Here is a 26,073-nt window from a genome sequence, read left to right as displayed (position 1 = left end):
AACTTTTATACCTCCAGTTAACTTCTATAGTCGCCATTAATTTTTACATAATCATAGCTTAAATCGCATCCCCAAGCAGTAGAGGAGAAGTTGCCATCATTCATGTTAATATGGATAGTAATTTCATCTTGCAATAGTATTTCTTTTGCTTTGACTTCATCAAAGGAAAGTCCCATACCACTTTTGCAAACATCAATTTTATCTACAGAGCTTTCAAATGTTAAATCTATTTTGTTTGGATCTATATTAACCCCTGAATAACCAAGAGAGCATAAGATTCTTCCCCAATTAGCATCACTACAAAACATTGCTGTTTTTACAAGAGGAGAGTTTATAACTCCTTTAGATAAGATTTCTGCATCTTTTGCTGATTTACAATTATGAACTATACATTCAATAAGCTTACTTGCACCTTCACCATCTTTGGCAATCATTTTAGCAAGAGCTATATTAACTTTGTTTAGTGCTTTGAGAAATAAATAATAATTAGAATCTTTTTCTTTAATTGTCTTGTTGTTAGCTAATCCATTAGCTAGTATCAACATCATATCATTGGTACTTGTATCCCCATCTACACTTACTCTGTTATAGCTTATTTTTGTACTTTCCTTTAAAGCTTCATGAAGTAGCTCTCCAGAAATATTTAAATCTGTGGTCAAAAAAGATAGCATAGTTCCCATATTAGGTTCTATCATTCCAGAACCTTTTGCCATAGCTCCAATAGTTATTTTTTTGTTATCAATCGTAAATTCTAATGATAGCTGTTTTTTATAAGTATCAGTTGTCATTATTGCAGTAGCAGCATCATTAAAGCCATCCTTTGATAATCTATCTGTAAGCATAGGAATTCCATTTTTTATAGCATCTATATTTAATGGAATTCCTATAACACCTGTTGATGCAACTAGAACATCACCTGTTTTAAGTTTAAGAGCCCTTGCTTGAATTTCAGTCATTCTTTTAGCTTTTACTAATCCATCATCTCCATTGCATGTATTAGCATTTCCACTATTTATTATTATTGCTTGAGCTTTTTTATTAGATAAATGATCCTTAGTTATATAAATAGGAGCTCCTTTAACTTTATTTTTTGTATATACTCCAGCAGCTGTAGCTGGGACAGTTGAATAAATAAGTGCTAAATCTAGTTTTAAATTATTTTTCTTAAGGCCACAATGAATTCCAGATGCAAGGAAACCTTGAGGAGCAGTGATGCCTTTAGTAGTAATTAATTGCAATTTTAAAACCCCCTTTTTGTAATTGGAAAATTTAAGAGTTAAAAAGTGAAAGAGTTAATGGAATAATCCAGCAAAGCTGAATTATAGGACTATTTTCTTGAAAATCTTGTATAAGCACTAAAAAATCTAAAAATAAAGCGATAGATGATTATATTGCTGAAATTTATGACAATAATTATAGTGAGGTGATTAGGTTGAGTAAAAGTGTAGTATTGGATAAAAGTTTTAATTTTGGATTAAAGATAATAAAGTTATATATGAAATTAAGAAGCAAAAATGAATTTACTTTATCTAATCAATTAGTAAGATCAGCTACATCCATTGGTGCTAATATTACAGAAGCTCAATATGCACAAAGCAGAAAAGACTTCATTAATAAAATGAGTATTGCACTAAAAGAAGCTAATGAAACAGAATATTGGCTCAAATTATTGTCAAAATCAGATATTATAGAAGAAATAGAATATGAAAATTATATTAAAGAGTGTCTAGAAATAAAAATGATTTTAATAAGTATAGTAAAATCATCAAAAGACTCATTAATTCACCGAAGATGAATTATTTCCTAAAACTTTTTCACTTTTAACTCTTTCACTTTTTCACTTTAAAATTAATTGTTTGTAGCAATTAATCTAAGCCCTTCTGTTTCTTCAAATCCCATAACTATATTCATGTTTTGTATTGCTTGTCCAGCAGCTCCTTTTATCATGTTGTCTATTGTACTGACTATTATTAATCCATCACCTCTATGGTTTAAATGTAGTGAAATATTGCAGTTGTTTGTGTATTTAACATCTTTTATAGATGCTGTATCGCCAAGTGAAAGTATATTTATAAAAGGTTCTTCTTTATAAAAGGTAGAGTATAAATTATGAATATCTTCAATATTTATTTTTTCTTTTGGATAACAGTATATAGTAGATAAAATTCCTCTATTTATTGGAATTAGGTGAGGGGTAAAGGTAACATTTACAGTATCTTTAGCTATATCTGATAGACATTGTTCTATTTCTGGAGTATGTCTATGAGCTCCTATTCCATATGCAGAGAAGTTTTCGTTTAATTCTGGATAGTGGGATTTTAGTGTAAGACCTCTGCCAGCACCTGTTGCCCCTGATTTTGAATCGCATATTATATTATCTAATTTAATTAATGACTTTTTTAGTAGTGGCATTAGGCCAAGTTCAATTGAAGTAGGGTAGCAGCCAGGATTAGCTATTATTTTATGCTCTTTAATTTTTTCTCTATTATGCTCAGGAAGGGCATAAATACTTTTTTTGTGAAGATATTGGTATAAAAAATCCTTTCCATACCAATCTTTATAATCTTCTGCACTGTTTAATCTAAAGTCTGCTCCAAGGTCTATAAGAACTTTACCTTGCTTATAAACTAAATCTGCAATTTCCTCACTAAGACCATGAGGAAGTGCAGCAAATATAACATCGCATTTATTTATAACTTCATTTTGGTTTTCACAAATTAAATTTGTTACGCCATATAGGTTTTTATATATAGAAGATATTTCTTCACCTTCATAAGAAACTGAACTTATAGATTCAATAGTAACCTTAGGATGATTTAATAAAAGTCTAAGTAATTCAGCTCCAACATATCCAGTTGCCCCAATTATTCCTACTTTAAGCATTTTAAATCCTCCTTAGTATTTTTTATTGATTCTAAAAGCAAATCTAATTGAATTTTTACTGAAGAGGAACTTGGACCACCAAATACTTTTCTTTCTTCAACACAATTTACTAAATCTATTGTAGAATATATATCTTCTTCAAAAATAGGCGAAAAGCTATTAAATTCATCTAATGAAAGATCGTCTATAGCAATATTTTTCTTTATGCAATAAAGAACTATTTCACCAACTATTTCATGAGCGGATCTAAAAGCCAATCCTTTTTTTACTAGATAATCAGCAACATCGGTAGCATTTGTAAATCCATGAGAAGCTCCTTTTTTCATGGTATCTTTATTTATTTTCATAGTATCTAACATTCCAGTGAAGGTTTTTAGTGAGATACTTGTTGTATCTAAAGCATCAAATAATGCTTCTTTATCTTCTTGCATATCTTTGTTATAAGCAAGGGGAAGTCCCTTCATAACTGTAAGAAGTGTTATTAAATCGCCATAAACTCTTCCTGTTTTACCTCTAACTAATTCTGCAACATCAGGATTTTTCTTTTGAGGCATTATGCTGCTACCAGTGCTATATCCATCAGATAATTCTATAAAGCTAAATTCATTTGTTGCCCAAAGAATTATTTCTTCAGAAAATCTTGATAAATGCATCATTATCATAGATAAGGTTGATAGCGCTTCTATTGCATAATCTCTATCTGAAACTGAATCTAAGCTATTTGAAGTAAGAGAAGCAAACCCCAAGTCTTTTGCTATCATATGCCTATCAAGTTTATAAGTTGAAGTAGCAAGAGCACCACTCCCTAGAGGCATTTGATCCAATCTTTTATAGCAATCAAATATTCTACCTAAATCTCTTTTAAACATTTCAGAATAAGCTAATAAATGATGAGCAAAGGTTATAGGTTGTGCCTTTTGCATATGAGTATAGCCTGGCATTATGGTATTTATATTATCATTAGCTTTTTTGTATATAACTTCTTGAAGAGATACAATATCATTTCCTAAATCTTTTAACACACTTTTTAAATATAGCTTTGTATCAAGAGTTACCTGGTCATTTCGGCTTCTTCCAGTATGAAGTTTTTTCCCTTCATCACCAATATAGTATGTTAAAGTTCCTTCTATAAAGCTATGAATATCTTCAGAAGATTCATCTATTTTTATAACTCCATTTTCTATTCTTTTTAATATTGTTTCTAGGCCAGAAACTATTTTTATACTATCTTCTTTAGGAATTATATTTTGCTGTCCTAACATTTTTACATGAGCTAAGCTACCTAAAATATCTTCTTTATACATTCTTGAATCTACTCGTATTGATGAGTTAAAATCATTAACTAATGAATTAACTCCATTTTCAAATCGTCCGCCCCAAAGTTTCATATTTATTTACCAGCTTTCTTTAATGCTTCATTCATTTTTGCTTTAACTGTTATAGGCAAGCCAAATAAATTTATAAATCCAGCAGAATCCTTTTGATCATATACAGCATCTTCTCCAAAGGTTGCATATTCCTGGCTGTATAAAGAATAAGGAGAAGTCATTCCAGCATTTACAATATTACCTTTATATAATTTAAGTTTTACTTCACCAGTAACAGTTTCTTGAGTTTTTTCTATAAATGATGATAAGGCTTCTCTAAGGGGAGTGAACCATTGGCCATTATATACAATTTCTGCAAATTTTAAAGCTATTATTTCTTTATAGTGAGAGGTTTCTTTATCAAGACAAAGTTCTTCTAAATCTTTATGAGCTTTATAAAGAATAGTCCCAGCAGGAGTTTCATAGACTCCTCTAGATTTCATTCCAACTAATCTATTTTCAATCATATCAATTATTCCAATTGCATTTTCTCCACCTAGCTTATTAAGCTTTTCTATTAAATTGACTCCATCTAGCTTTTCACCATTTAATTCAACTGGAATACCTTTTTCAAATTTTAAAGTTATATAAGTTGCCTTGTCAGGTGATTTTTCTAATGTATTTGAAAGCTCTAAAATTTTATCATAGTTTGGCTCATTATTTGGATCTTCTAAATCAAGCCCTTCATGACTTAGATGCCATAAGTTTTTATCTTTACTATAATTAGTTTCATAACTTATTGATATTGGTATTTCTTTATCTGAAGCGTATTTAATTTCTTCTTCTCTAGATTTGATATTCCAAATTCTCCATGGAGCTATTATTTCCATATCTGGTGCAAAAGCTTTAACAGCAAGCTCAAATCTTACTTGATCATTTCCTTTACCAGTACATCCATGACAAATAGCATCAGCTCCTTCAGCTAAAGCTATTTCAACTAATCTTTTACCTATTATTGGTCTTGCAAAAGATGTACCAAGAAGATATTTTCCTTCATAAACAGCATTAGCTTGAATAGTAGGGAAGATATAGTCATTAACAAATTCATTAGTTAAATCTTCTATATAGCACTTTGATGCCCCAGTTTTAAGTGCTTTTTCTTCTAATCCTACAAGCTCATCTTTTTGTCCAACATTACCAACAACAGCAATAACTTCGCAGTTATAAGTTTCTTTAAGCCAAGAAATAATTATTGAAGTATCTAATCCTCCTGAATAGGCTAGTACAACTTTATTGATTTTTTTCATATATTAAAAGCCCCCTTATTTATTGATATAGATAAAATTTATTTATATCGAGCAATAGTATATTTATTTGATTCATAAAAACTATGTTTATAATTATACGGTTATTGGTATAATTATGCAAGGATAAATTTCAATATTTATTCATAAATTCTGTATAAATATTGAATAATATTAGTTGTTATGAGCTAATTATGCATTTTTATAAAAGAAATCATGAAAGTTTTTATTAAAATTAAAAAGACCATAGCAAAATTATTTTCGCTATGGTCAAGTTTTCCATATTTCTAATAAGCTTTATAATATTTATAATTAAGATTAAACCAAAATAAAATTAAATTTAAAATAAATTTCTAAGATTAGGTTTTTGCAAATCTTTTAGATGTTCAGCAGCATATCTAACGACATGAAGAGTTGCTAATGATTCAGCTCTATCATCACCTTTTATATAAAGAGTTAACTTTAATGATTCATTCATTAATGAATCATAATCAACATGATTTAGATATATTGCAGGAATATCAGCTTTTTCTTTTATCAATCCTAATAGTTCCACTGAACTTTCATATGCTAAATATTCTTCATTTTCATCTAAAAGCTCTTCTATTTCTTCACATTTTATCATTATATCGTCACAAAGGGATACAAATTTATTATCAAGAAAAAATAGTCCTGTAATTAAAGCTATAAAAAGGAGTACAGAAATAATGCTGTTTTTCATTAATTATCCTCCTTATCATTATGAAGTTGGTAAATAAATTTACCTTTAGTGTCTGTCATTGCAATTAATACATCTTTAATTGAATTAACTTTATGTTTCTTTAATTCATTTTGAACCCATTCATCAGTTTTATTACCAGAAGTTAATGCATTTCTATTTATTCTGCCATCTAAAACATAAATAATAGGTAGCCTTGGTTTTGATGAACTAGTATTTTGAGAATCTGAGCTTCCATCACTAGATTTAGTAGAAGTTAAAAATGACATTTGTCCATTATTTTCTAATATACCAAATTCAATTTCACTTAAGTCAAAATATCCAGCAAGCCTTATTTCTTCCATAAGCTCATCTAAATTAATTTGCTGTCTTTTTAGAGTTTTAAAATTTATTTTTCCTCTATTTATTAATATACAAGGTTCACCTTCTAAAATTTTTCTTGCCTTTTGACTTTTTAGTTGAATTAATGATAGTACTGTTTTAATAAATAATAAAGTTAGAATAGGTATGACACCTAATATTAACGGTAATCTTGTATCTTGCATTGGTAATGCAGCTAAATCTGAAATCATTATAGTAATTACAAATTCATAAGGTTGTAATTCTCCAATTTGTCTTTTTCCCATTAATCTAATTACAAATATAACTAAAGCATAAAGAAAAATTGTTCTTATTAGTACAATAAACATAAAACCACCTCGTATGAGATATTATTTGTATAGATGGATAAATTTATTCTTATATTAGTCAAAGGGAGTATTAAATTAGAATAAATAAAGAAAATAGTATAAGAGATATTTTTATAGATTTTTTGAATATTCAGTATATAATATTAAATAAGGATATTTAGGAAATATTGACAAAACTTAGCTGGAGGATGTAAATATGAGCGTTTTTAAAATAAAATACCAGGGCAAAGAATATGATGTGCAAGAGGGTATTACTTACAAGGAATTTATAGACACTTCACTAAATATAAATTCAACTGATGTAGCATTATGCAGATTAAATAGAAAGTATCATGAATTATTTAAAGATATAGATAGCAATGGGGAAATTGAACTAATAATGTTTGATAGTCCAATAGGATATAAAATTTATACTAGAACATTACAATTCATTTTTATAAAGGCTACTTTAGACCTTTTTGATAATTCAGTTATAACAATTGAACATAGTATTGGAGAAGGAGTATTTGGTGAGCTTCATAAGGAAGAAGCTTTAAGTGCTGAAGATATAGATAAGATAAAGTTAAGAATGAAGGAGATTATTGAAAAGGACTTACCTATAAATAAGATAAAAGTAAAAATAGAAAAAGCTATTGAAATATTTAAAGAGTATGGAATGGATGATAAGGTTTCTTTATTAAATCAGGTATCTTTTAAAAATGTAAATCTATATGAATTAGATGGAAGATATGATTATTTTTATGGGCAAATGGCATATTCAACAGGTGTAATTAAGGCTTTTGATTTAATATATTATGATCCTGGATTTGTATTAAGATATCCAAAAAAAGATGATTTAAATGTTGTATCTAATTTTAAGGAAAATAGGAAGTTGTCTCAAATTTTTATGGAAACAGAAAGATGGCTTAATATTCTAGGAGTTGGCGAAGTTGGATCATTAAATGATAAAGTTAAGAATAAGGAATTTAGAGATCTGGTTATGGTTTCAGAAGCTCTTCACGAAAAGAAGATAGCTCAAATAGCTGATATGATAAATGAAAGAAAAGAAACTAAAGTTGTATTAATAGCAGGGCCTAGCTCTTCGGGTAAAACTACTTTTGCCAATAGATTATCAGTTCAGCTTAGGGTAAATGGTCATGTACCAATTCCCATTTCATTAGATGATTATTTTGTAGATAGGGAACACACACCAAAGGATGAAAATGGAGAATATGATTTTGAAAGTGTTTATTCTTTAGACTTGGAATTATTTAATTCTAATTTAAGCGGTTTATTAAAAGGAGAAGAAGTAGAAATTCCAAGCTTTAATTTTAAAAAAGGTGAAAGAGAATGGGTTGGGCATAAACTAACTCTCCCAAGTAATGGGATATTATTAATTGAAGGAATTCATGGATTAAATCCAATTCTTACATCATCAATTTTAGATAAACAAAAATTTAAAATATATATATCTGCACTAACTCAATTAAATTTAGATAATCATAACAGAATAGCAACTACTGATATAAGACGAGTAAGAAGAATAGTTAGGGATTATTTATCAAGGGGTTATGGAGCAGAAGAAACTTTAAAAATGTGGCCATCTATTAGAAGAGGAGAAGAAAGAAATATTTTTGTTTTCCAAGAAGAAGCTGATGTAATGTTTAATTCAACTTTAGTATATGAATTATGTGTATTGAAAAGATATGCACTAGAAGAATTAGATAAAATTAGTCCAGATAGTTCAGTTTACTTAGAAGCAAGCAGATTAAAATCATTTTTAGGTTTCTTTAAAGAAATAGATAAAGATTATGTACCAATGAATAGTATATTAAGAGAATTCATAGGTGGTAGTGTATTTTATAAATACTAGAAAAGAAGAAGAATGAAAAAATGAAAGAATTGAAGAAAAAATCCTTAAAGGATTTTGAAAGATAAAGTGCAGCGCAGAATTTTAAGATTATTTTGCAAAGCAAAACAATCTTAATTTTTTCATTCTTTAATTATTATATGGGGTTTTTATGGTATTAAAAAATGACTATAACAAAGTTATTATACAATTAACTAATGATGAGTTTATTTATAAAAGTTTTTTTAGACGGGTAAAAATAAAAAAATCAGATATTAGAAGTGTTTTTTATGATGACGGATATTTAGGAATATTGGCTTATAGCGGAAGAATTTATTCATTAAGTTTGGGTTCTCTTTTATGGAGTGAAAGAAATAAGCTTGAAGATTTAAGAAAAGAGTTAAATAAGGAAAATATATTATTTGATTATACTATTACTAGAGCTACGAGAGAAATTTTTCCTTATTATATTATTTTTATACCTATGTCAAATATGATAAAAGATATTAGAATTAGTATAATAATATTATCGATATATATTATAGGAGTAATATATATTAAAAGAATTTCTATATTTAGTAATACTGTATTCAATATTGATAAGGATGAATTAGAAATTATAAATAGAAGGAATTCATTAAAGTATAAAAGACATGAAATAGATAAAATTGAATTAAAAAGATATTATGATGGTATAACTACTATTGAGTTTAAGAAAAATGAAAATAAGCATAGCATTTCTTTTAAAGATACTCCATATTTAATAAAAATATATGATTTAAGTTTAGTTAAACTTTTTGGTTAATATATTTTAATCTAGTAATTTATATGATTAAATAAGTATATTAAACATATAATATACTTATTTAATTAAAAAGTAAGATATTTATATTTAAGTTTTATATAAATTAGTAAAATACTAAATTTCTTCATATACTATAATTTATTTAGATATTTTATTTGAGTATTAAATCTTATTGTATCTTATATAGATTTTTACTTAATTCCACTATATAATATGTATAGCAAAATTTAATTTAATACTAAAGGAGAAATAAGCATGAGTGGCATGGGTGTTTTTGATATATTAGGGCCTATTATGGTAGGACCATCTTCCTCACATACTGCAGGAGCAGCAAGATTAGGTAAAGTTGCTCGTGCAATTGCAGGTGATGATGTTATAGAAGTCACATTTTTATTACATGGATCTTTTGGAAAAACCTATAAAGGGCATGGGACTGATAGAGCTTTAGTTGCAGGAATAATGGGGATGGATCCGTCAGATGAAAGACTTAGAGATTCGCTTGAAATTGCAAAGGAAAAGGGAATAAAAATAACATTTAAGGATGAAGATTTAGGTGATTATCATCCTAATACTGTTAGATTCTTAATGAAATGTAAAAATGGTAAAGAGAGTGATGTTATAGGCAGTTCAGTAGGTGGCGGAAATATAGAAATAGTTGAGATAAACGGGAATAAAGTTAAGTTTACAGGTGCCTATGCAACTATAATAACTTCTCATAGAGATATACCGGGAACCGTAGCAAAGGTTACAAATATTTTATATGATAATAAAGTCAACATTGCATTTTTAAACTTAGGTAGAAGTCAAAGAGGTAAAAATGCAACTATGACATTTGAAGTTGATAGTAAAATTTCAAATGAATTAATAGAGAAAATTAAAAAGGTTGAAGGAATAGAAAAGGTAATCCTTATTAATAAAGTTGAGGAGGGTGAATAGTTTGGATATAGCAAAATCTGGAGAAGAACTTGTACATATATGCGAAGAAAATTCAATTTCATTAAGTGAATATGCAATTATAAGAGAAATGGAAGATAAAGATATCTCAAGAGAAGAGGTATTTCTAAAAATGAAAAAGACTTTAGATGCAATGAGAAACGGTGCGACTGAAGCAAGAGAAAAAGAAGTATTTTCAGTTAGTGGTTTAATTGGTGGAGATGCATATAAAATGCAACAATATTTAAAAAAAGAAAACTCTTTAACAGGGGATACTATGGTTTTAGCAATGGCTATGGCATTATCATCATCAGAAGTAAATGCATCAATGGGAAAAATAGTTGCATGCCCTACAGCTGGGTCTTGCGGAATTCTACCTGCTGTTATTTTAACAGCAGGGGAAAAGCTAGGAAAAAATGATGAAGAATTAATGAGAGCCTTATTTGCATCAGCAGCAGTTGGAATGATTATTGGTAGAAATGCAACTTTTGCAGGTGCAGAAGGTGGGTGTCAAGCTGAATGTGGATCAGCAGCAGCAATGGCATCAGCAGCAGTTGTAGAAATGATGGGTGGAACTCCTAAAATGTCACTAGATGCAGCAGCTATAGTATTTAAAAATATATTAGGATTAGTTTGCGATCCAGTTGCTGGATTAGTAGAAATTCCATGTGCTAAAAGAAATTCTTCTGGAGCTATAAGTGCTTTATGCACAGCAGATTTAGTTATGGCAGGTGTAGAGTCAAAAATACCTTTTGATGATGCATTATCTGCTATGTATAAAGTAGGGAGAAGTTTACCAGCTGCCTTAAGAGAAACTGCTCAAGGTGGTGTAGCAGTTACTAAAGCTGGATTAATGTTAAAGAAAAAAGTCTTTGGAGACAATTAAATATAGGGAAAAGATAAATAGAGTATGATCCATAAGCTATATGCTTATTCACATGCTCTATTTATCTTTATACACTAATATTTATTAATAAAAAGATTAGGAGGTGAAAAGTTAATAGTGAAAAGGTAAGGATGTTTTTCTGCGAAAAACTAGAAAATTAATTTGTGCAAAGCACAATATAACTTCCAAAATTCTTTAAGGGTTTTTCCCATAATTATTTCACTTTTCATTATTTCACTATTTCACTTTAATTTAGTTTTCATGAATTATTTTCACAATTTTTTCATTCTTTCGATCCTTCATTTTTTCATATTTTAATTTCTCCGTCCATTTTATCAAGATATTCTTCTCCATAATTATGCATAGCCTGAAGTACAGGTATTATTTTTTCTCCAACTTCAGTCAATCCGTATTCAACTTTGGGTGGAACTACAGGATAAACTTTTCTATAAATTAAATTATCTTCCTCTAGGCTTCTAAGTTGATTTGTAAGCATTTTTTGAGTAACATTAGGAAGCTTTCTTTTTAAATCACTAAATCTAAGTGGTTCTTTGCATAAATACCATAGTATTAGTATTTTCCATTTGCCAGAGATTAACTTATGTACTAAAATCATTGGACATATCTCATGAGAATTATTTGATTCGTTTATATAACAATCATTATGGTTTATTGAAAATTTCTCCATATAACTTCTCCTTATCTATAACATAAATTTAACAAAAATCAATCATAATAAATATATAAGTTATACTATTAAATTGAGAAGCAGTATCAATTTAGATACTATGTATAAAAAAAGTGTCTACTTGAAAAAAAATTATATATAAATTACTATTTATATTATAGCAAAAAACAAGTATATTACCAATGGTAATTACTAATGGGAGGATAAAATGAATAAAGTATTATATATAAAAGCAAACATTAAACCAGAAGGGCAATCAAGAACATTTAGAATATCAGACAATTTTATAGAAGAATATAAGAAAAATAATCCAAATGATGAAGTAACAGTTTTGGATTTATATAAAGAAGGAATTGATTTCTTAAGACCAGAAGATTTACAAGCTGTATTTGGAGAAAAAACAGAAGAAAGCAAGAAACATCCAATTTTAAAATATGCTTATCAAATAGCTGAAACAGATAAGATCGTTATTGCAACACCTATGTGGAACTTAGGAACACCAGCAATAGTTAAAGCTTACTTTGACTATGTAAGTGTAACAGGAATAACTTTTAAATATACAGCTCAAGGTCCAGTAGGATTATGTAAAGCAAGTAAGGCTTTAATAGTTTCAGGTAGAGGTGGAGATTATTCAAATCCAATAACTAAGGAACTTGAAATGGGAGAAAGATATTTAAGAGCTATTTTAACATTCTTTGGTGTTAAGGATATTAAGAGTGTTGCCGCTGAAAACTTAGATGTAATTGGAATTGATGTAGAAAAGATTGTTACAGATGAAATTTCTGAAGCAAAAGAAATAGCAAAGAATTTTTAATTTAGAGATTTAAGAAGAAATTTTAAGAATTGCTAAAATAAATTAAACTCATCACCTTAAAATTGTTTTATTTAATGAATAGTATAACTTATAAAGCTAATAATAACTTTGTAAGGTGGTGATTTTAATGGATAAGAACCCAAGCATAAAATGTACAGTTGAACAATGCAAGTATAACAATACAAATGAAAAATATTGTACATTATCAATGATTCAAGTTGGAACACATGAAAAAAATCCAACTCAAGTAGAATGTATAGATTGTGATTCCTTTGAATTAAGATAATAAATTTTTAGAATCACAGACTGGATATACAGATTTATATTAAATAAATCTAAGAAAAAAGAGAAAGGATAATTCCTTTCTCTTTTTAAATTGTTGAAAAAACTATATTTTTTAGTAATATAACTAGTTAAGTAATGCATCTTATTGTAAATATATTAAGTATTATGATAAAGAAAGCAATGTATTTTATAAAGTACTACAAGAAGTATTAAGTTCATAAAATGGATAAAAATAAAGAATATAGGTAAAAATAATATTTGATATAAAAAATGAAAATGTTATTTAAATTTATAGTTAACATTTTATAGAAATCCTTTTAGGAGGAACTATGAAAGAAATAGAAGATATTTTTGCAGAATTATTAAAAGTAAGTATAAGTAAATATATCATTGCAGGGATAGTTATAATTCTAGCCTTATGTATAAATAAATATATAGTAACTAAGATTTTTGATTATATAATTAGGATAGTAAAAAGAACTAAAACCTTTGCAGATGATAGTCTAGTAAGAGCGTTGGAAAAACCAATTAAGTTATATATAATGTTATTTTCTTTTTATGCATCGTTAAAAATCATAGACTTTGATGGGTTAAATGTTAATGCAGTTACAAGTGATAGATTAAAAAAGATATTTATAGTTATAGTGATTTGTTATTTCTTTTATAATTTAACTCTAGAAAATTCTTTCTTATATACTAGAATGCATAGAAATGATGGTGGAAACACAATAGTATTTCCTTTTGTATCTATAATAATACGATTAGTTATTATAGTAATAGGAATAAGCTGTATAGCTAGAGAATTTGGTTTTACAGGATTTATAACTGGGCTTGGAATTAGTGGTGTGGCCTTTGCACTAATGGCACAAGATACTTTTTCTAATTTATTTGGTGGAGTTATAATAGTATTAGATAGGCCCTTTGCAATAGGTGACTGGATACAAACATCGCAAGTTGAAGGGATAGTTGAAGACATAACATTTAGAAGTACAAGAATAAGAACTTTCTCTATGGCCGTTGCAACTGTACCAAATTCAAAGCTTGCAAACGAAAATATTATAAACTGGACACAAAGAAAGTTAAGAAGAATACACTTTAAATTTACTATTAAGTTTGATACTGAGGTTGAAAAAATTAAAAATTGTGTTAATAGGATTGAGGAATTATTAAAAAGTCATGAAAAAATAGATAAGGATTTAATTATTGTAAGTTTTAATGAATTATCTACTTATGGATTTGGAGTTTTTGTTTATTTCTATACAAATGAATTAAATTATACTCTATATGAAAAGTTAAAAGAAGAAATAAATATGGAAATACTAAGAATACTTAGAGAAGAAGATGTAGAGCTTATGTTCTTAACTTTTAATTTTGGAAATGGACTTGAGCATAGAGGAGGAAATTGCGAGACTGAGTGTACGGAATTAGAGTCAATAAGAAATATAACTGAAGAAGAAAGAGGAAAATAGGAAAATTCAAAGGAAATGTAAAATAAAATAAATTAGAATAAGCAAGATAGAGAGAATATTATATACTCTTTAAACTTTATAACTTAAGTAGACATATGTAAGTTTCTAAAACATTATAAATAGGATAGAATAGTAAACTTATACATGTCTACTTTTTTTATAAAAATTTAGTGGTATAATTTAATTATTAAGTAAATTATATGGATTAAAATAGATGAATATATAAGAGGTGTTTATATGGAATTAAATAATAAAAAACTTACACAATTATCAACAAGATGTGGATGTGCTGGTAAGTTTACTCCAGAAGGATTAGCAAAGGTTTTAAGTCATATAGAAGCCAAAGCAGAAGATAGAGATCCAAATTTAATTGTAGGATTTGATAAATCAGATGATGCTGGTGTTTATAAAATATCAGATGATTTGGCATTAGTTCAAACAGTAGATTTTTTTACTCCAGTTGCAAATGATCCATATACATTTGGACAAATAGCTGCAACGAATGCCTTAAGTGATGTTTATGCAATGGGTGGAAAGCCATTAACTGCATTGAATTTAGCTTGTTTTTCAGCCACTATAGGACCAGAAATATTAGCAGAGATATTAAAAGGTGGGGCTGATAAGATAAGAGAAGCAGGAGCAACAATAGCTGGTGGACACACAATTACAGATGAAGAAATAAAATATGGAGTTTCAGTTACAGGAATAGTAGATCCAAAGAAAGTAGTAATGAATTCAGGAGCTAAAGAGGGTGATGTTCTTATATTAACAAAGCCTATTGGGTGTGGAGTTTTAACTACAGCTTTAAAGATAGAATTTATTACAGATGAGGAATTTGAAGAAGCAGCAAATGTAATGTCAACTCTTAATAAAATTGCTTCAGAAGAAATGCAAAAAGTAGGGGTTAATTCTTGTACTGATATTACAGGTTTTGGATTTATTGGACATGCATATGAAATGGCAAATGGAAGTGAAGTTGAAATAGAAATAGATAGTAAAAAAGTACCTATAATGAATAAAGTAATAGATTTAATAAAAGAATATTGTCTTCCTAGTGGAGCATATTCTAATGAAAAATATTTTGAAGAATGGGTAGATTTTAGTCCTGAAATTTCTGAACAAATGAAACTTGCACTTTTTGATCCACAAACATCAGGAGGATTATTAATTTCAGTTGAAGAAAGTAAAGCTGATGAGTTATTAGAAAATATAAATAGCAGAAGTAAAATAAAAGCAGAAATAATAGGTAAGGTCGTTAAAAAGGGAAGTAATAAAAACATAATCACAGTAATATAGATAAAAAATAAGTGAAGATTAAAGTCTTCACTTATTTTTATTATAAAAATTTTAAGTAATATATTGAAAATTATCAATATTAAGGCATATTTATACATCATTTATAGATAAAACTCTATAAAATCTAAAAATTAATAAAAATATGTTCAAATATTTAACAGATATACTATTTATTATATAATTATATTGGAAGAATAAATTATGTAAATAAAAATTAATTAGAATGGGAGATAAATTTAATTGAGTTTAAAGGAAATTATAGGTATAAAAAATAACTCTATAATATCTATAGTTGGATGTGGTGGAAAAACAACTTTAATGTATTTATTAGCCAATGAGCTTAAAACTGATAATAAGGTTTTAGTTTCAACTACAACTAAAATTTTTAGCCCAACAAAAGATGAAGTTGATTATTTAGCTATTGGTGAAAATGAATACAATTCTATGAAAGTTAATATGAAAAATGGAGTATATGCATATGGAAAATCTATAAGTAAAGAAAATAAACTTATAGGTATAGAAAAAAATTTTATAAAAACGTTAACAAAGGATTTTAAATATATATTATTAGAATCTGATGGCTCTAAAAGAAAACCAATTAAGGGATGGAATGATACTGAACCAGTAATTTGTAAAGAAACGAATTTAACTATAGGAGTTATGACTGTTGAATCATTAGGGTTAGAAATAAATGATGATAATGTACATAGGGTATGTGAATTTAATAGCCTTACTAATAGTTTTCCAGGAGAAATTATAAATATAAATCATTTTCTAAAAGTAATATTTAATAATGATGGTTTATTTAAATACTCTAAGGGGAAAAGAATATTATTTCTAAATAAGATAGAAAAGATCGATGAAAATAATTTAAAGTTACTTATTAAAGAAATTATTAAAAGAAATGAAAAGGACAAGCTATTAGATAAAATAATATATGGAAGCTTAAAAAATAAAATTTATAACAAAATTATCTAATTAATAATGGTTTATAGTTTATAGCTTAGATAATAGTAAATATTAATTATATTTAGCTTAAGTGAAATGATAAAGTTGAAATCATATATTTATTTTAATATAAATCATAAGAAAGATGGTGAAAACTATGGATTTAAGGACTGTAATAGTAAGAGGTGGTGGAGACATAGCATCTGGAACAATACAAAAGTTATATAGAAGTGGATTTAATGTATTAGTTTTAGAAATAGAAAAGCCAACAGCAATTAGAAGAAATGTGGCATTTAGTGATGCTATATATAATGGAGAAGCTATGGTAGAAGGAATAAAAGCAATTCGTGCATATAATTTGAATGATATAAATAATGCATTTAAAAATAAATATATTCCAATAGTGGTTGATGCTAAGGGAGATTTTATTAATAAAATTAAACCATTTGCAGTAGTAGATGCTATATTAGCTAAAAAAAATTTAGGAACAAATAAAAATATGGCACCAATTACAATAGCACTAGGACCAGGCTTTGAAGCAGGTGTTGATGTTGACGTTGTTATAGAAACAATGAGAGGACATAATTTAGGAAGATTGATATTTGATGGATATGCAATGCCTAATACTGGTGTCCCAGGAGAAATAGCTGGATATTCAAAAGAAAGAGTAATATATAGTGAAGCAAATGGAATTATAAAAAATTTAAAATCTATAGGTGACATAGTTAAAAAGGATGAAGTTTTAGCTTTAATAGATAGTCATAAAGTATTGGCGCCTATAGATGGGTTACTTCGAGGTCTTATAAAAGATGGCACAATGGTTGAAATAGGATTAAAAATAGGAGATATAGATCCAAGACTTAAAGAAATAGATAATTATACTACAATTTCAGATAAAGCTAGAAACATAGGAGGAGGTGTGCTAGAAGCTTTATTAATGATTAAATATAAAAAAGGTATATAAAACCTTTATTAATTATAATTGTGTATAAAAATAATTGCTAATTAAAGTATAAGAATTATACAAGGAAGGTATTGATTTAATGATAACAGCTGGAATAATAACTGTTAATGATAAAGGATATAAAGAAGAGGATGATTATAGAGGGAGAATAATAAAAAGATATTTAGAAAATAGAGGATATCAAATATTAAAATATAAGATTTTAAAAAGTAATCAAGTAGATTTAGAAAATGAAATGAAGTATATGAGTGATGAATTAAAAGTGAATTTAATACTGACAACGGGAGGAATTGCATGCCGTCCTACAGATATTGTTCCAGAGGCAACCCAAAATGTAATTATGAAAGAAGTAAGCGGTATTGCAGAAGGAATAAGATATTATAATTTGCAAATGAGTAAAAATGTAATGCTATCAAGAGGGGTTTCTGGTATTAGAGGAGAGACATTAATAGTTAATTTACCTGAGAATCCTAAGTATTTAATTTCATCATTAGATTTTGCTTTAGAAACCATTGAATATGGAGTAGAAATGATAATTAATAAAATAAAAGATTGTGTTATATGATAGAAGAGGTGAACATATGAAGGTTATAGATGTAAGAAAAGCTATAGGATGTACTTTATGTCATGATATTACTAAAATAGTTCCAGGAGAATTTAAGGGTGTAGCCTTTAAAAAGGGACATATAATTGAAGAAACGGATATAGATGAGCTTTTATCAATAGGAAAAGATCATATTTATATATGGGATGAAGATGAAAATTTAGTTCATGAAAATGAGGCAGCAGAATTTCTTAAGGATATATGTGCAGGTAGTGGATTAACTTTTTCAGAAGTTAAGGAAGGAAAAATTGAGTTTTTTGCGGCTATAGATGGTTTGCTTAAAATAGATTTAGATTTGCTAGTTGAACTAAACTCTATAGATGAAATTATTTTATCAACTATTAAAAATAATACAGTTGTCAAAAAGGGAGATAAAATTGCAGCAACTAAGGTTATTCCATTAGCAATTAAGAAAGAAAAGTTATTTGAAGCTCAAAGTGTCACAAGTAAAAAGATAATAAATGTTATTCCAATTAAACCAAAAAAAGTTGCAATAGTTACAACTGGAAATGAAGTTTATTATGGAAGAATAAAGGATGCATTTAAGGGTGCTATAGAAAAAAGAGTATATCCATATGGTTGTGAGATTGTTGGACAAACAATAATAAAAGATAATTTAGAAGAAATAAAAGAAGCAATAAATTATTGGCTAGAAAATGGCGCAGAAATGATTCTTTGTACTGGAGGAATGTCAGTTGATGCTGATGACTTAACTCCTAAAGCAATAAGAGAAATTGGAGCAGAAATTGTTTCTTATGGAACGCCTATTTTTCCAGGTGCAATGTTTTTAATTTCTTATAAAGGGAATATACCAATATTAGGATTACCAGGAGGAGTAATCTTCTCTAAAGGTACTACTTTTGATGTAATATTACCAAGAGTTTTAGCTGGAGAAAAGTTAACTAAGAACGATATAGCAAGCTATAGCCATGGAGGTTTATGTATTATTAATGATTACATATAGGTAATAATAAGGATTTAAAATTTTAATAATATATAGTTTGAGCTATAATTAAAATATAATATAAAACAAAGTATAGTAGATTATAAAATAAAGAGGTGGCAGTATGAATATTATAGATTGTAAGGGGCTAGCATGTCCTATGCCTGTTATAAAAACAAAAAAATATTTTGATTTAGAAGATTCAAAGGAAACTTTAGTAATAGTAGATAATGAGGTTGCTAAAAACAATATATTAAGATTAGCTAAAGGGTTAAAGCTAAATAGTAGTTTTGAAGAAGAAAATGGATTATATACAATTCAATTATCAAAAGGTGAATTTACTAAAATAAATCAAGAAGTATATCAAGAAGAAATTGTTAATAAGACAGTTGCTCCAACCATATTAGTTTCATCAAATTTACTTGGTAATGGTGATGATAGATTAGGAGAAACTTTAATGAAAGTTTACATTAATACTTTGGCAGAAGCAGAAGTATTACCAGAAAGTTTAATGTTTATAAATGGTGGAGTAAAGCTAACTTGCTCTGGATCAGACGTTTTAGATAGCTTAAATTCTATGAGAGAAAAGGGTGTAAACATAATAAGCTGTGGAGCATGCCTTGATTTCTATAACTTAAAAGAAGAACTTAAAGTTGGAGAAATAGGAAATATGTATCAAATTATAGACTTAATGAACAAAAGCGGAAATACTATAAAACTATAGAGAAATGAAAGAATGAAAAAATGAAAGAGTGAAAGAATTAAGGAAAAAATTCCCAAAGGATTTTTAAATAGAAAATGCGGTGCATTTATATTTTTTAGTTTTGCATAGCAAAACAACCTTAATTCTTTCATTTTTTTATCTATACATTTCATATTTTAATAGTATAAAGTTATTAGGTTTGGTAAATTTTATAAGACACAAAGGGGATCACGTTTTGGTCATAACCCTATTATGTAGACAATCTATTTAATAGAATTGTTTAATTTTGTGATTGAATTTTTCGTAAAGTTTAATCATGTCTAGCTCTGTTGAATAAATTCCAACTTCATCTATTGGTATCCATTTAACACCGCTATTTTCATCCTCTTTTATAATAAGCTCATCATTTTCATCAGCTTCTAATAAATAAGCAATTGATAAATGTAAGTGTGAAGCTATTTCTTTACCTCTTTTTGTATGCGCAGGAACAGGTAAAACATCTAGTGAAAAAATCTTATTATCTAATGCTTTGATATTTTTAACACCTGTTTCTTCTTTAGCTTCTTTTATAGCTACATAAAGTAAATCTTCATCTCCATCAGCGTGTCCACCAGTCCAAGACCAAGAGTTATATATGTTATGATAAATCATAAGGACTTTAGTTTTATCTTTATTCACTATATAACCAGAACTAGTGATATGAGCAAGAGGGTTTTCCCTAGTTAAAAGATTATTAAAACTATCTATTGCATATAAAAATGCTTCTTTATCTGATTCTTCTTGCTTAGTATAAGGTGTATATCTTTTTATTTCTTCTATCCAACTCATAAATTTCTCCTTTGAATTACAAATTTTATTAATTTTAATTATATAACAAAATATGTGATTAAACTATTAATATATAGAAAAATAAATATGTAACATATGAAAATACAGTCGAATAAAATATATAGATGTAATATATATAATAGAAACATCATTATAATTTAAGTTCAGGATGTAAGAGAGGATACAAAATGCAAATTGGTATAAGGGCATTAGACGAGAGCTTGAGCTTGCAGAAAAAAAAGCACCCTCTTATACACTGTATCTCTAATTCAGTTTCAGCAAAGGATTTAGCACAAGGAATTTTATGCTATAATGGTAACCCTATAGTTGCTAATTCTAATGAAGAAGCACCAGATGTAACTTCTAAATGTGATTGTCTATTAATTAATTTAGAAGATTTAAATGGAGCAATAGTAGAGACAATGGAAAAATCAATTAGAATAGCAAGACGAAAAGGTATTCCTATAGTTTTAGATATAACTGGAGTTAATTTTTCTTTTTTTAGAAAGGAAATAGCATTAAGATTCATAAATAGATACAATATAAATGTTGTTAAAGGAAAGTTAGAGGAATTTAAAGTATTAATCCAAAGTGATGATAAATTAAAGAGCAATGACTTTACTTTATCAAAGGTAAAAGAAAATATAGAGGTTAGAGTGAGCTTAAGAAGTTTTTCGAAAAGATATAACATCATAGTAGTTGTTCAATATGAGGATTATTATTTAACCGATGGCTTTAGTGAATTTTATTTAGAAGGTGATCAAGAGCGGTTTAATAATATACTTGGTATTGAAGTAATATTATGTGGATTAATTTCTGTAGGGGTTGCATCTGCAAGCAACAATGAGCAAATATTTAGAGCCGTCTTAGTTGCTATTATGACTATAGCAGTAAGTGAAAAAACAGCTGTACAAAAGAACTTAGAACCTGAAAAAAAAATATGGTTAAAAGAGTACTTATTAGATGAAATAGAGAATATAAATGCAGATAAGTTAAATAGATTAGCAAAAGTTGAGTATTCATTTGTAAGATAAAAAATGATTAGAAATAATGAAAAAGCTTTGGAAAAATCCAAAGCTTTTTTGGTTGCGGGAGCAGGACTTGAACCTACGACCTTCGGGTTATGAGCCCGACGAGCTGCCAACTGCTCCATCCCGCGATATTAAGTTACTAATTTTAATTAGTAAACCAAGTATATCATTATTATAACAGAAAGTAAAGGAGAATATGTGAAAATTTTTAGAATATTTTTTTAAAAACTACTTGAAAAACGTTTACAGATAGTTTATTATATAGTTAACCGATTTAGTAAACCGATTTACTAAAAATAATTGTTAGGAGAGAGATTTATGAATAAGATATGTGTACTTGGAAGCATGAATATGGATTTAGTTTTAAAGGTTAAGGATATACCACAAGTAGGAGAAACTATTTTATCAAAATCTTTTGAAAAGATATCAGGTGGAAAGGGAGCAAATCAAGCAGTAGCTGCTAAGAGAAGTGGCTCAGAAGTAACAATGATATCTAAGATAGGTAAAGATGATAATGGCTTAATACTTAAAAATAAATTAAAAGAAGATAATATAGATGTAAGTTTTATATATGAAGATGAAAAAGAAGCAACTGGAATGGCAATTATAATGGTAAATGAAAATGGTAATAATTCAATAATAGTTGTTCCAGGATCAAATATGACAATAAATGAAGAAGAAATTGATAAATCAGAAAAGGCATTAAAAGAAAGTGATATATTGATATCTCAATTTGAAACACCAGAAGAAATTACTTTAAAAGCATTTAAAAAAGCTAAGGAGTTTGGAAAAGTAACAATATTAAATCCTGCACCAGCTAAAAAAATAGATGAAAAGCTTTTAAAGGTAACAGATATTATAGTTCCAAATGAAACAGAAGCAGAAGTTTTAACTGGTATAAAAGTAGAAAATTTAGAAGATGCAAAAAAAGCAGCAGAAGTTTTCTTAAATAAGGGAGTTAAATTTGTAATTATAACTTTAGGCTCAAGAGGAGCAGCAGTAATAGGAGAAGATTTTAGTGAAGTAGTTCCTGCATTTAAAGTAAATGCAATTGATACAACAGCTGCTGGAGATAGCTTTATAGGAGGATTAAGTTCAAAAATAGATGTTAAAAGCCTTAATAAAGAAAATCTTATAAAAGCAGTGACATTTGGAAATAAAGTTTCATCAATAGCAGTTCAAAGAAAAGGAGCACAACCTTCAATACCATATTTAAAAGAAGTAGAAGAGGTTTATGGAGAGGAGTAATACAAATGAGAAAGACATCATTATTAAATAGTAATTTAAGTTCGGTAATATCAAAAATGGGACACACAGATATGTTAGCAATAGGAGATTGTGGATTACCAATCCCGAGTGTAACTGAAAGAATAGATTTAGCATTAATAAACGGAATACCAACATTTATACAAACTTTAAAAGCAACATTAGAAGAACTACAAATAGAAGAAGTAATATTAGCTAAGGAAACAGAAGATATAAGTCCAAAGCTTTTTGAAGAAATAAAAGATATTATAGGAGATGTGAAAATAACATTTGTATCTCATGAAGAACTAAAAAGAAACTTAAAGGAATGTATGGCAGTAGTTAGAACAGGTGAACAAACACCTTATGCAAATATAATTTTAAAATCAGGAGTTGTATTTTAGTTAAGGAGGGTATTTATATGAGTAAAAGAATACCAATGCTAAGAATGGAAGGGGTATCTAAGATATTCCCAGGGGTTAAGGCCTTAGATAATGTTGATATAACAGCTTATGGAGGAGAAGTTACAGCTTTAATGGGCGAAAATGGAGCTGGTAAGTCTACACTAATGAAGATATTAAGTGGAGTTTATCAAAAGGATGAAGGTAAGGTATTTATAGATGGAGTAGAGGCACATATAAAAGGAATAAAATCAGCAGAAGAATATGGAGTTACTATTATCCATCAAGAAATGAGCGTTTTAAATAATTTAACAGTTGCAGAAAATATATTTTTAGGAAATGAAAAATTTCATAAGTTCACAGGAAAAATAAATAAAAAGGAACTTGTGGAAAGAAGTAAATTATTCTTAGATCAAATAGGTGCAAATATAAATCCTAATACTCTTGTTTCTAGCCTTAATGTTGGAGAAAAACAAATGGTAGAAATAGCAAAGGCTTTAACTAAGAATGCAAGAGTAATAATAATGGATGAGCCAACTACAGCTTTAACAGAAGTAGAAACTAAGAGTTTATTTAAGGTAATAGATAGTTTAAAGAAAAAAGGTATTGCAATAATTTATATATCACATAGGATGGAAGAAATATTTGCTATATGTGATAGAGTTGAAGTTCTTAGGGATGGAAAATATGCAGGAAATGCCTTAATAAAAGATATTGATAATGATAAATTAATTTCAATGATGGTTGGAAGAAAAATAGAAGATCAATTCCCTTACAGAGAGGTAAAGAGTGGAAAAGACATTTTAGAAGTTATGAATCTTAACGCGAATGTTGGAATAAAGGATATAAGCTTCAATGTAAAAGAGGGAGAAATCTTAGGAATAGCTGGTCTTATGGGGTCAGGAAGAACAGAAGTTGCAAAAACAATATTTGGAGAATATAAGAAGACTTCAGGATCTATAAAAATAAAAGGAAAAGAAGTTAATATAAAGAATATTCAAGAAGCAATAGATAATGGAATTTGTTATCTATCAGAGGATAGAAAAAAAGAAGGATGTGTTTTAAGTTTATCTGTAGCTGAAAATATGATCTTATCTAATTTAAAAAAATATGAAAGTAAAATGATGTCTATAGATAAAAATAAAGCAATAAAAGATGTTGATTATTATATAGATAAAATTAAGATAAAAACACCAAATAGAGATCAATTAATAAAAAATTTAAGTGGAGGTAATCAACAAAAGGTTATACTTGCAAAATGGCTTATGCTATCTCCAGAAGTACTAATAATAGATGAACCTACAAGGGGGATAGATGTAGGAGCAAAGAAGGAAATATACGAATTACTAAATGAACTTAAAGCATCTGGAAAGGCAATAATAATGATATCTTCAGATTTACCAGAAGTTTTAGGAATAAGCGATAGAATACTTGTTATGAGTGAAGGAAGAATATCAGGAGAATTAAAAAGAGAAGAAGCTTCACAAGAAAGCATAATGAAATTAGCTGTTGGAATGAATAAATAGTTGGGAGGATACAATTATGAATATTAATATAAAAGAAACTGCATCTAAATATAAATCTCTTATAGGGCTAGTGTTACTATGTGCGATAATTACATTTGTTACACCATCATTTTTATCACTATCAAATATTACTAATGTTTTTACACAAGTTTCAGTTAATGCAATAATTGCAGTAGGTATGACTTTTGTTATCTTAACTGGTGGAATAGACTTATCAGTTGGTTCAACTTTAGCAATTAGTGGAGCATTATCAGCATCAATAATTAAATCAACAGGAAGTGTTACATTAGCAATAATAGTTGCAGCATTAGTTGGTATAGCAATTGGTTTAGTAAATGGACTTTTAATATCAAAAGGTAAGTTACAAGCATTTATAGCAACACTTGCAACAATGACAATATTTAGAGGTGCTACTTTAGTATTTACAAATGGAACTCCAATTTCTAAGTTACCAGAAAAATTTGTTAATATAGGTAATGGAAAAATAGGATTTATGCCAATTCCAGTTATAATCACTGTAATCGTTTCTATAATAGCAATTTATGTTTTATCACAAACAAGATTTGGTAGATATCTTTATGCACTAGGTGGAAATGAAGATTCAGCTAGACTATCAGGTATAAATACAGATAAAATTAAGACTTTAGTGTATGTAGTTTCAGGTTTTGCATCATCAATAGCAGGGGTAATTATAACTAGTAGAATAGCATCAGCTTCACCAAATGCAGGAACAAGTTTTGAATTAGATGCAATAGCAGCAGTTGTTATTGGAGGTACATCACTAGCAGGTGGAGAAGGTAAAATAACAGGAACATTAATAGGTGCTCTTATTATAGGAGTATTAAACAATGGATTAAACTTAATGAACGTATCACCATTTTATCAATCAATAGTAAAAGGATTAGTTATCTTAATAGCAGTATTATTAGATAAAAAGAGCAGAAAGAAAGCATAATTGAAATAGGAGGAGATAAC

The 26,073-nt window shown here is 27.9% G+C and carries 27 protein-coding genes and 1 tRNA gene; 19 read left to right on the top strand and 9 right to left on the bottom strand.

The annotated features are described in order from the left end of the window. Positions 1 to 17 precede the first annotated feature (17 nt). The gene (argJ, locus tag J2Z25_RS04870) at positions 18 to 1,238 is read right to left on the bottom strand and encodes a bifunctional glutamate N-acetyltransferase/amino-acid acetyltransferase ArgJ (RefSeq protein ID WP_209738796.1); all 1,221 of its coding nucleotides are present in this window, start codon (positions 1,236 to 1,238) and stop codon (positions 18 to 20) included. A 194-nt stretch (positions 1,239 to 1,432) separates the two neighbouring features. Here argJ and J2Z25_RS04865 point away from each other — a divergent pair, with 194 nt between their 5' ends. Further along, positions 1,433 to 1,795 carry a four helix bundle protein gene (locus J2Z25_RS04865; protein ID WP_195624205.1) on the top strand — a complete coding sequence of 121 codons (363 nt, stop codon included), beginning with the start codon at positions 1,433 to 1,435 and terminating at the stop codon, positions 1,793 to 1,795. A gap of 53 nt (positions 1,796 to 1,848) precedes the next feature. On the opposite strand, the gene argC is transcribed toward J2Z25_RS04865, so the two are convergent. The 5 genes from argC to J2Z25_RS04840 form a co-directional block, all read right to left on the bottom strand. Further along, positions 1,849 to 2,883: an N-acetyl-gamma-glutamyl-phosphate reductase gene (gene argC / locus J2Z25_RS04860; RefSeq protein ID WP_099345919.1), complete on the bottom strand. Its 1,035-nt coding sequence runs from the start codon at positions 2,881 to 2,883 to the stop codon at positions 1,849 to 1,851. Next, positions 2,871 to 4,271: an argininosuccinate lyase gene (argH, locus tag J2Z25_RS04855; protein WP_209738794.1), complete on the bottom strand. Its 1,401-nt coding sequence runs from the start codon at positions 4,269 to 4,271 to the stop codon at positions 2,871 to 2,873. The genes argC and argH overlap by 13 nt, the downstream gene beginning before the upstream one ends. Before the next feature lie 2 nt (positions 4,272 to 4,273). Beyond that, positions 4,274 to 5,497, bottom strand: coding sequence for an argininosuccinate synthase (locus tag J2Z25_RS04850; protein WP_209738792.1), 1,224 nt, complete (start codon positions 5,495 to 5,497; stop codon positions 4,274 to 4,276). A gap of 337 nt (positions 5,498 to 5,834) precedes the next feature. Then, positions 5,835 to 6,215, bottom strand: a complete 381-nt coding sequence (locus J2Z25_RS04845; RefSeq protein ID WP_209738790.1) for a DUF4363 family protein — start codon at positions 6,213 to 6,215, stop codon at positions 5,835 to 5,837. Continuing rightward, positions 6,215 to 6,901 carry a DUF421 domain-containing protein gene (locus J2Z25_RS04840; protein WP_099345923.1) on the bottom strand — a complete coding sequence of 229 codons (687 nt, stop codon included), beginning with the start codon at positions 6,899 to 6,901 and terminating at the stop codon, positions 6,215 to 6,217. Before J2Z25_RS04840 ends, J2Z25_RS04845 begins: the two co-directional genes overlap by 1 nt. A gap of 196 nt (positions 6,902 to 7,097) precedes the next feature. On the opposite strand from J2Z25_RS04840, the gene J2Z25_RS04835 reads away from it, so the two are divergent. From J2Z25_RS04835 to sdaAA, 4 genes are all read left to right on the top strand, one after another. Then, complete coding sequence (locus J2Z25_RS04835) at positions 7,098 to 8,753, top strand: nucleoside kinase (RefSeq protein WP_209738788.1); 1,656 nt, start codon at positions 7,098 to 7,100, stop codon at positions 8,751 to 8,753. Positions 8,754 to 8,901: 148 nt separating this feature from the next. Then, the gene (locus J2Z25_RS04830; protein ID WP_209738786.1) at positions 8,902 to 9,534 is read left to right on the top strand and encodes a hypothetical protein; all 633 of its coding nucleotides are present in this window, start codon (positions 8,902 to 8,904) and stop codon (positions 9,532 to 9,534) included. 255 nt (positions 9,535 to 9,789) lie between these two features. Then, entirely contained in the window at positions 9,790 to 10,470 is a 681-nt protein-coding gene (sdaAB, locus tag J2Z25_RS04825; protein ID WP_008680342.1) for an L-serine ammonia-lyase, iron-sulfur-dependent subunit beta, read from the top strand. Position 10,471: 1 nt separating this feature from the next. After that, entirely contained in the window at positions 10,472 to 11,353 is an 882-nt protein-coding gene (sdaAA, locus tag J2Z25_RS04820; RefSeq protein WP_209738784.1) for an L-serine ammonia-lyase, iron-sulfur-dependent, subunit alpha, read from the top strand. 307 nt (positions 11,354 to 11,660) lie between these two features. Here sdaAA and J2Z25_RS04815 read toward each other — a convergent pair whose 3' ends face one another. Next, positions 11,661 to 12,041 carry a winged helix-turn-helix transcriptional regulator gene (locus tag J2Z25_RS04815; RefSeq protein ID WP_097034280.1) on the bottom strand — a complete coding sequence of 127 codons (381 nt, stop codon included), beginning with the start codon at positions 12,039 to 12,041 and terminating at the stop codon, positions 11,661 to 11,663. Positions 12,042 to 12,249: 208 nt separating this feature from the next. Here J2Z25_RS04815 and J2Z25_RS04810 point away from each other — a divergent pair, with 208 nt between their 5' ends. From J2Z25_RS04810 to yedF, 9 genes are all read left to right on the top strand, one after another. After that, positions 12,250 to 12,855 (top strand): FMN-dependent NADH-azoreductase, encoded by a 606-nt coding sequence (locus J2Z25_RS04810; protein WP_209738781.1) that lies wholly within the window; start codon positions 12,250 to 12,252, stop codon positions 12,853 to 12,855. A 127-nt stretch (positions 12,856 to 12,982) separates the two neighbouring features. Continuing rightward, complete coding sequence (locus J2Z25_RS04805) at positions 12,983 to 13,141, top strand: DUF1540 domain-containing protein (RefSeq protein WP_209738779.1); 159 nt, start codon at positions 12,983 to 12,985, stop codon at positions 13,139 to 13,141. Between the two features lie 328 nt (positions 13,142 to 13,469). After that, positions 13,470 to 14,609, top strand: coding sequence for a mechanosensitive ion channel family protein (locus tag J2Z25_RS04800; RefSeq protein WP_008680334.1), 1,140 nt, complete (start codon positions 13,470 to 13,472; stop codon positions 14,607 to 14,609). A gap of 237 nt (positions 14,610 to 14,846) precedes the next feature. After that, positions 14,847 to 15,905, top strand: coding sequence for a selenide, water dikinase SelD (gene selD / locus J2Z25_RS04795; RefSeq protein ID WP_209738777.1), 1,059 nt, complete (start codon positions 14,847 to 14,849; stop codon positions 15,903 to 15,905). A 240-nt stretch (positions 15,906 to 16,145) separates the two neighbouring features. Continuing rightward, a complete protein-coding gene (gene yqeC, locus J2Z25_RS04790; RefSeq protein ID WP_209738775.1) occupies positions 16,146 to 16,883 on the top strand; it encodes a selenium cofactor biosynthesis protein YqeC in 738 nt (245 codons plus the stop codon). 115 nt (positions 16,884 to 16,998) lie between these two features. Next, positions 16,999 to 17,817, top strand: coding sequence for a selenium-dependent molybdenum cofactor biosynthesis protein YqeB (gene yqeB, locus J2Z25_RS04785; RefSeq protein WP_425340177.1), 819 nt, complete (start codon positions 16,999 to 17,001; stop codon positions 17,815 to 17,817). 79 nt (positions 17,818 to 17,896) lie between these two features. Beyond that, entirely contained in the window at positions 17,897 to 18,382 is a 486-nt protein-coding gene (locus tag J2Z25_RS04780; protein ID WP_209738771.1) for a molybdopterin-binding protein, read from the top strand. Positions 18,383 to 18,398: 16 nt separating this feature from the next. Then, a complete protein-coding gene (locus tag J2Z25_RS04775) occupies positions 18,399 to 19,385 on the top strand; it encodes a molybdopterin-binding protein (RefSeq protein WP_209738769.1) in 987 nt (328 codons plus the stop codon). A gap of 103 nt (positions 19,386 to 19,488) precedes the next feature. Further along, the gene (gene yedF, locus J2Z25_RS04770; RefSeq protein ID WP_209738767.1) at positions 19,489 to 20,088 is read left to right on the top strand and encodes a sulfurtransferase-like selenium metabolism protein YedF; all 600 of its coding nucleotides are present in this window, start codon (positions 19,489 to 19,491) and stop codon (positions 20,086 to 20,088) included. Positions 20,089 to 20,334: 246 nt separating this feature from the next. Here the strand turns inward: yedF and J2Z25_RS04765 are convergent, their stop codons facing one another. Next, on the bottom strand, positions 20,335 to 20,895 hold the full coding sequence (locus J2Z25_RS04765) for an NUDIX hydrolase (RefSeq protein ID WP_209738765.1): 561 nt from the start codon (positions 20,893 to 20,895) through the stop codon (positions 20,335 to 20,337). A 188-nt stretch (positions 20,896 to 21,083) separates the two neighbouring features. Here J2Z25_RS04765 and J2Z25_RS04760 point away from each other — a divergent pair, with 188 nt between their 5' ends. Next, complete coding sequence (locus tag J2Z25_RS04760; protein WP_209738763.1) at positions 21,084 to 21,929, top strand: hydroxyethylthiazole kinase; 846 nt, start codon at positions 21,084 to 21,086, stop codon at positions 21,927 to 21,929. Between the two features lie 49 nt (positions 21,930 to 21,978). On the opposite strand, the gene J2Z25_RS04755 is transcribed toward J2Z25_RS04760, so the two are convergent. Continuing rightward, positions 21,979 to 22,054 (bottom strand) — tRNA-Met (locus J2Z25_RS04755). A 190-nt stretch (positions 22,055 to 22,244) separates the two neighbouring features. On the opposite strand from J2Z25_RS04755, the gene rbsK reads away from it, so the two are divergent. The 4 genes from rbsK to J2Z25_RS04735 are packed head-to-tail and all read left to right on the top strand — an operon-like array spanning position 22,245 to position 26,053. Beyond that, positions 22,245 to 23,174, top strand: coding sequence for a ribokinase (gene rbsK, locus J2Z25_RS04750; protein ID WP_209738761.1), 930 nt, complete (start codon positions 22,245 to 22,247; stop codon positions 23,172 to 23,174). Positions 23,175 to 23,179: 5 nt separating this feature from the next. Then, the gene (rbsD, locus tag J2Z25_RS04745; protein ID WP_209738759.1) at positions 23,180 to 23,575 is read left to right on the top strand and encodes a D-ribose pyranase; all 396 of its coding nucleotides are present in this window, start codon (positions 23,180 to 23,182) and stop codon (positions 23,573 to 23,575) included. Between the two features lie 17 nt (positions 23,576 to 23,592). Further along, positions 23,593 to 25,098, top strand: coding sequence for a sugar ABC transporter ATP-binding protein (locus J2Z25_RS04740; RefSeq protein ID WP_209738757.1), 1,506 nt, complete (start codon positions 23,593 to 23,595; stop codon positions 25,096 to 25,098). 16 nt (positions 25,099 to 25,114) lie between these two features. Beyond that, on the top strand, positions 25,115 to 26,053 hold the full coding sequence (locus J2Z25_RS04735; RefSeq protein WP_008680310.1) for an ABC transporter permease: 939 nt from the start codon (positions 25,115 to 25,117) through the stop codon (positions 26,051 to 26,053). Positions 26,054 to 26,073: the final 20 nt, after the last annotated feature.

It is taken from the genome of Clostridium tertium, from assembly GCF_017873245.1.
Lineage (GTDB): Bacteria > Bacillota > Clostridia > Clostridiales > Clostridiaceae > Clostridium > Clostridium tertium.
The sequence above is the reverse complement of the archived record's forward strand: the minus strand, read 5'-3'. Positions and strand labels throughout refer to the sequence as shown.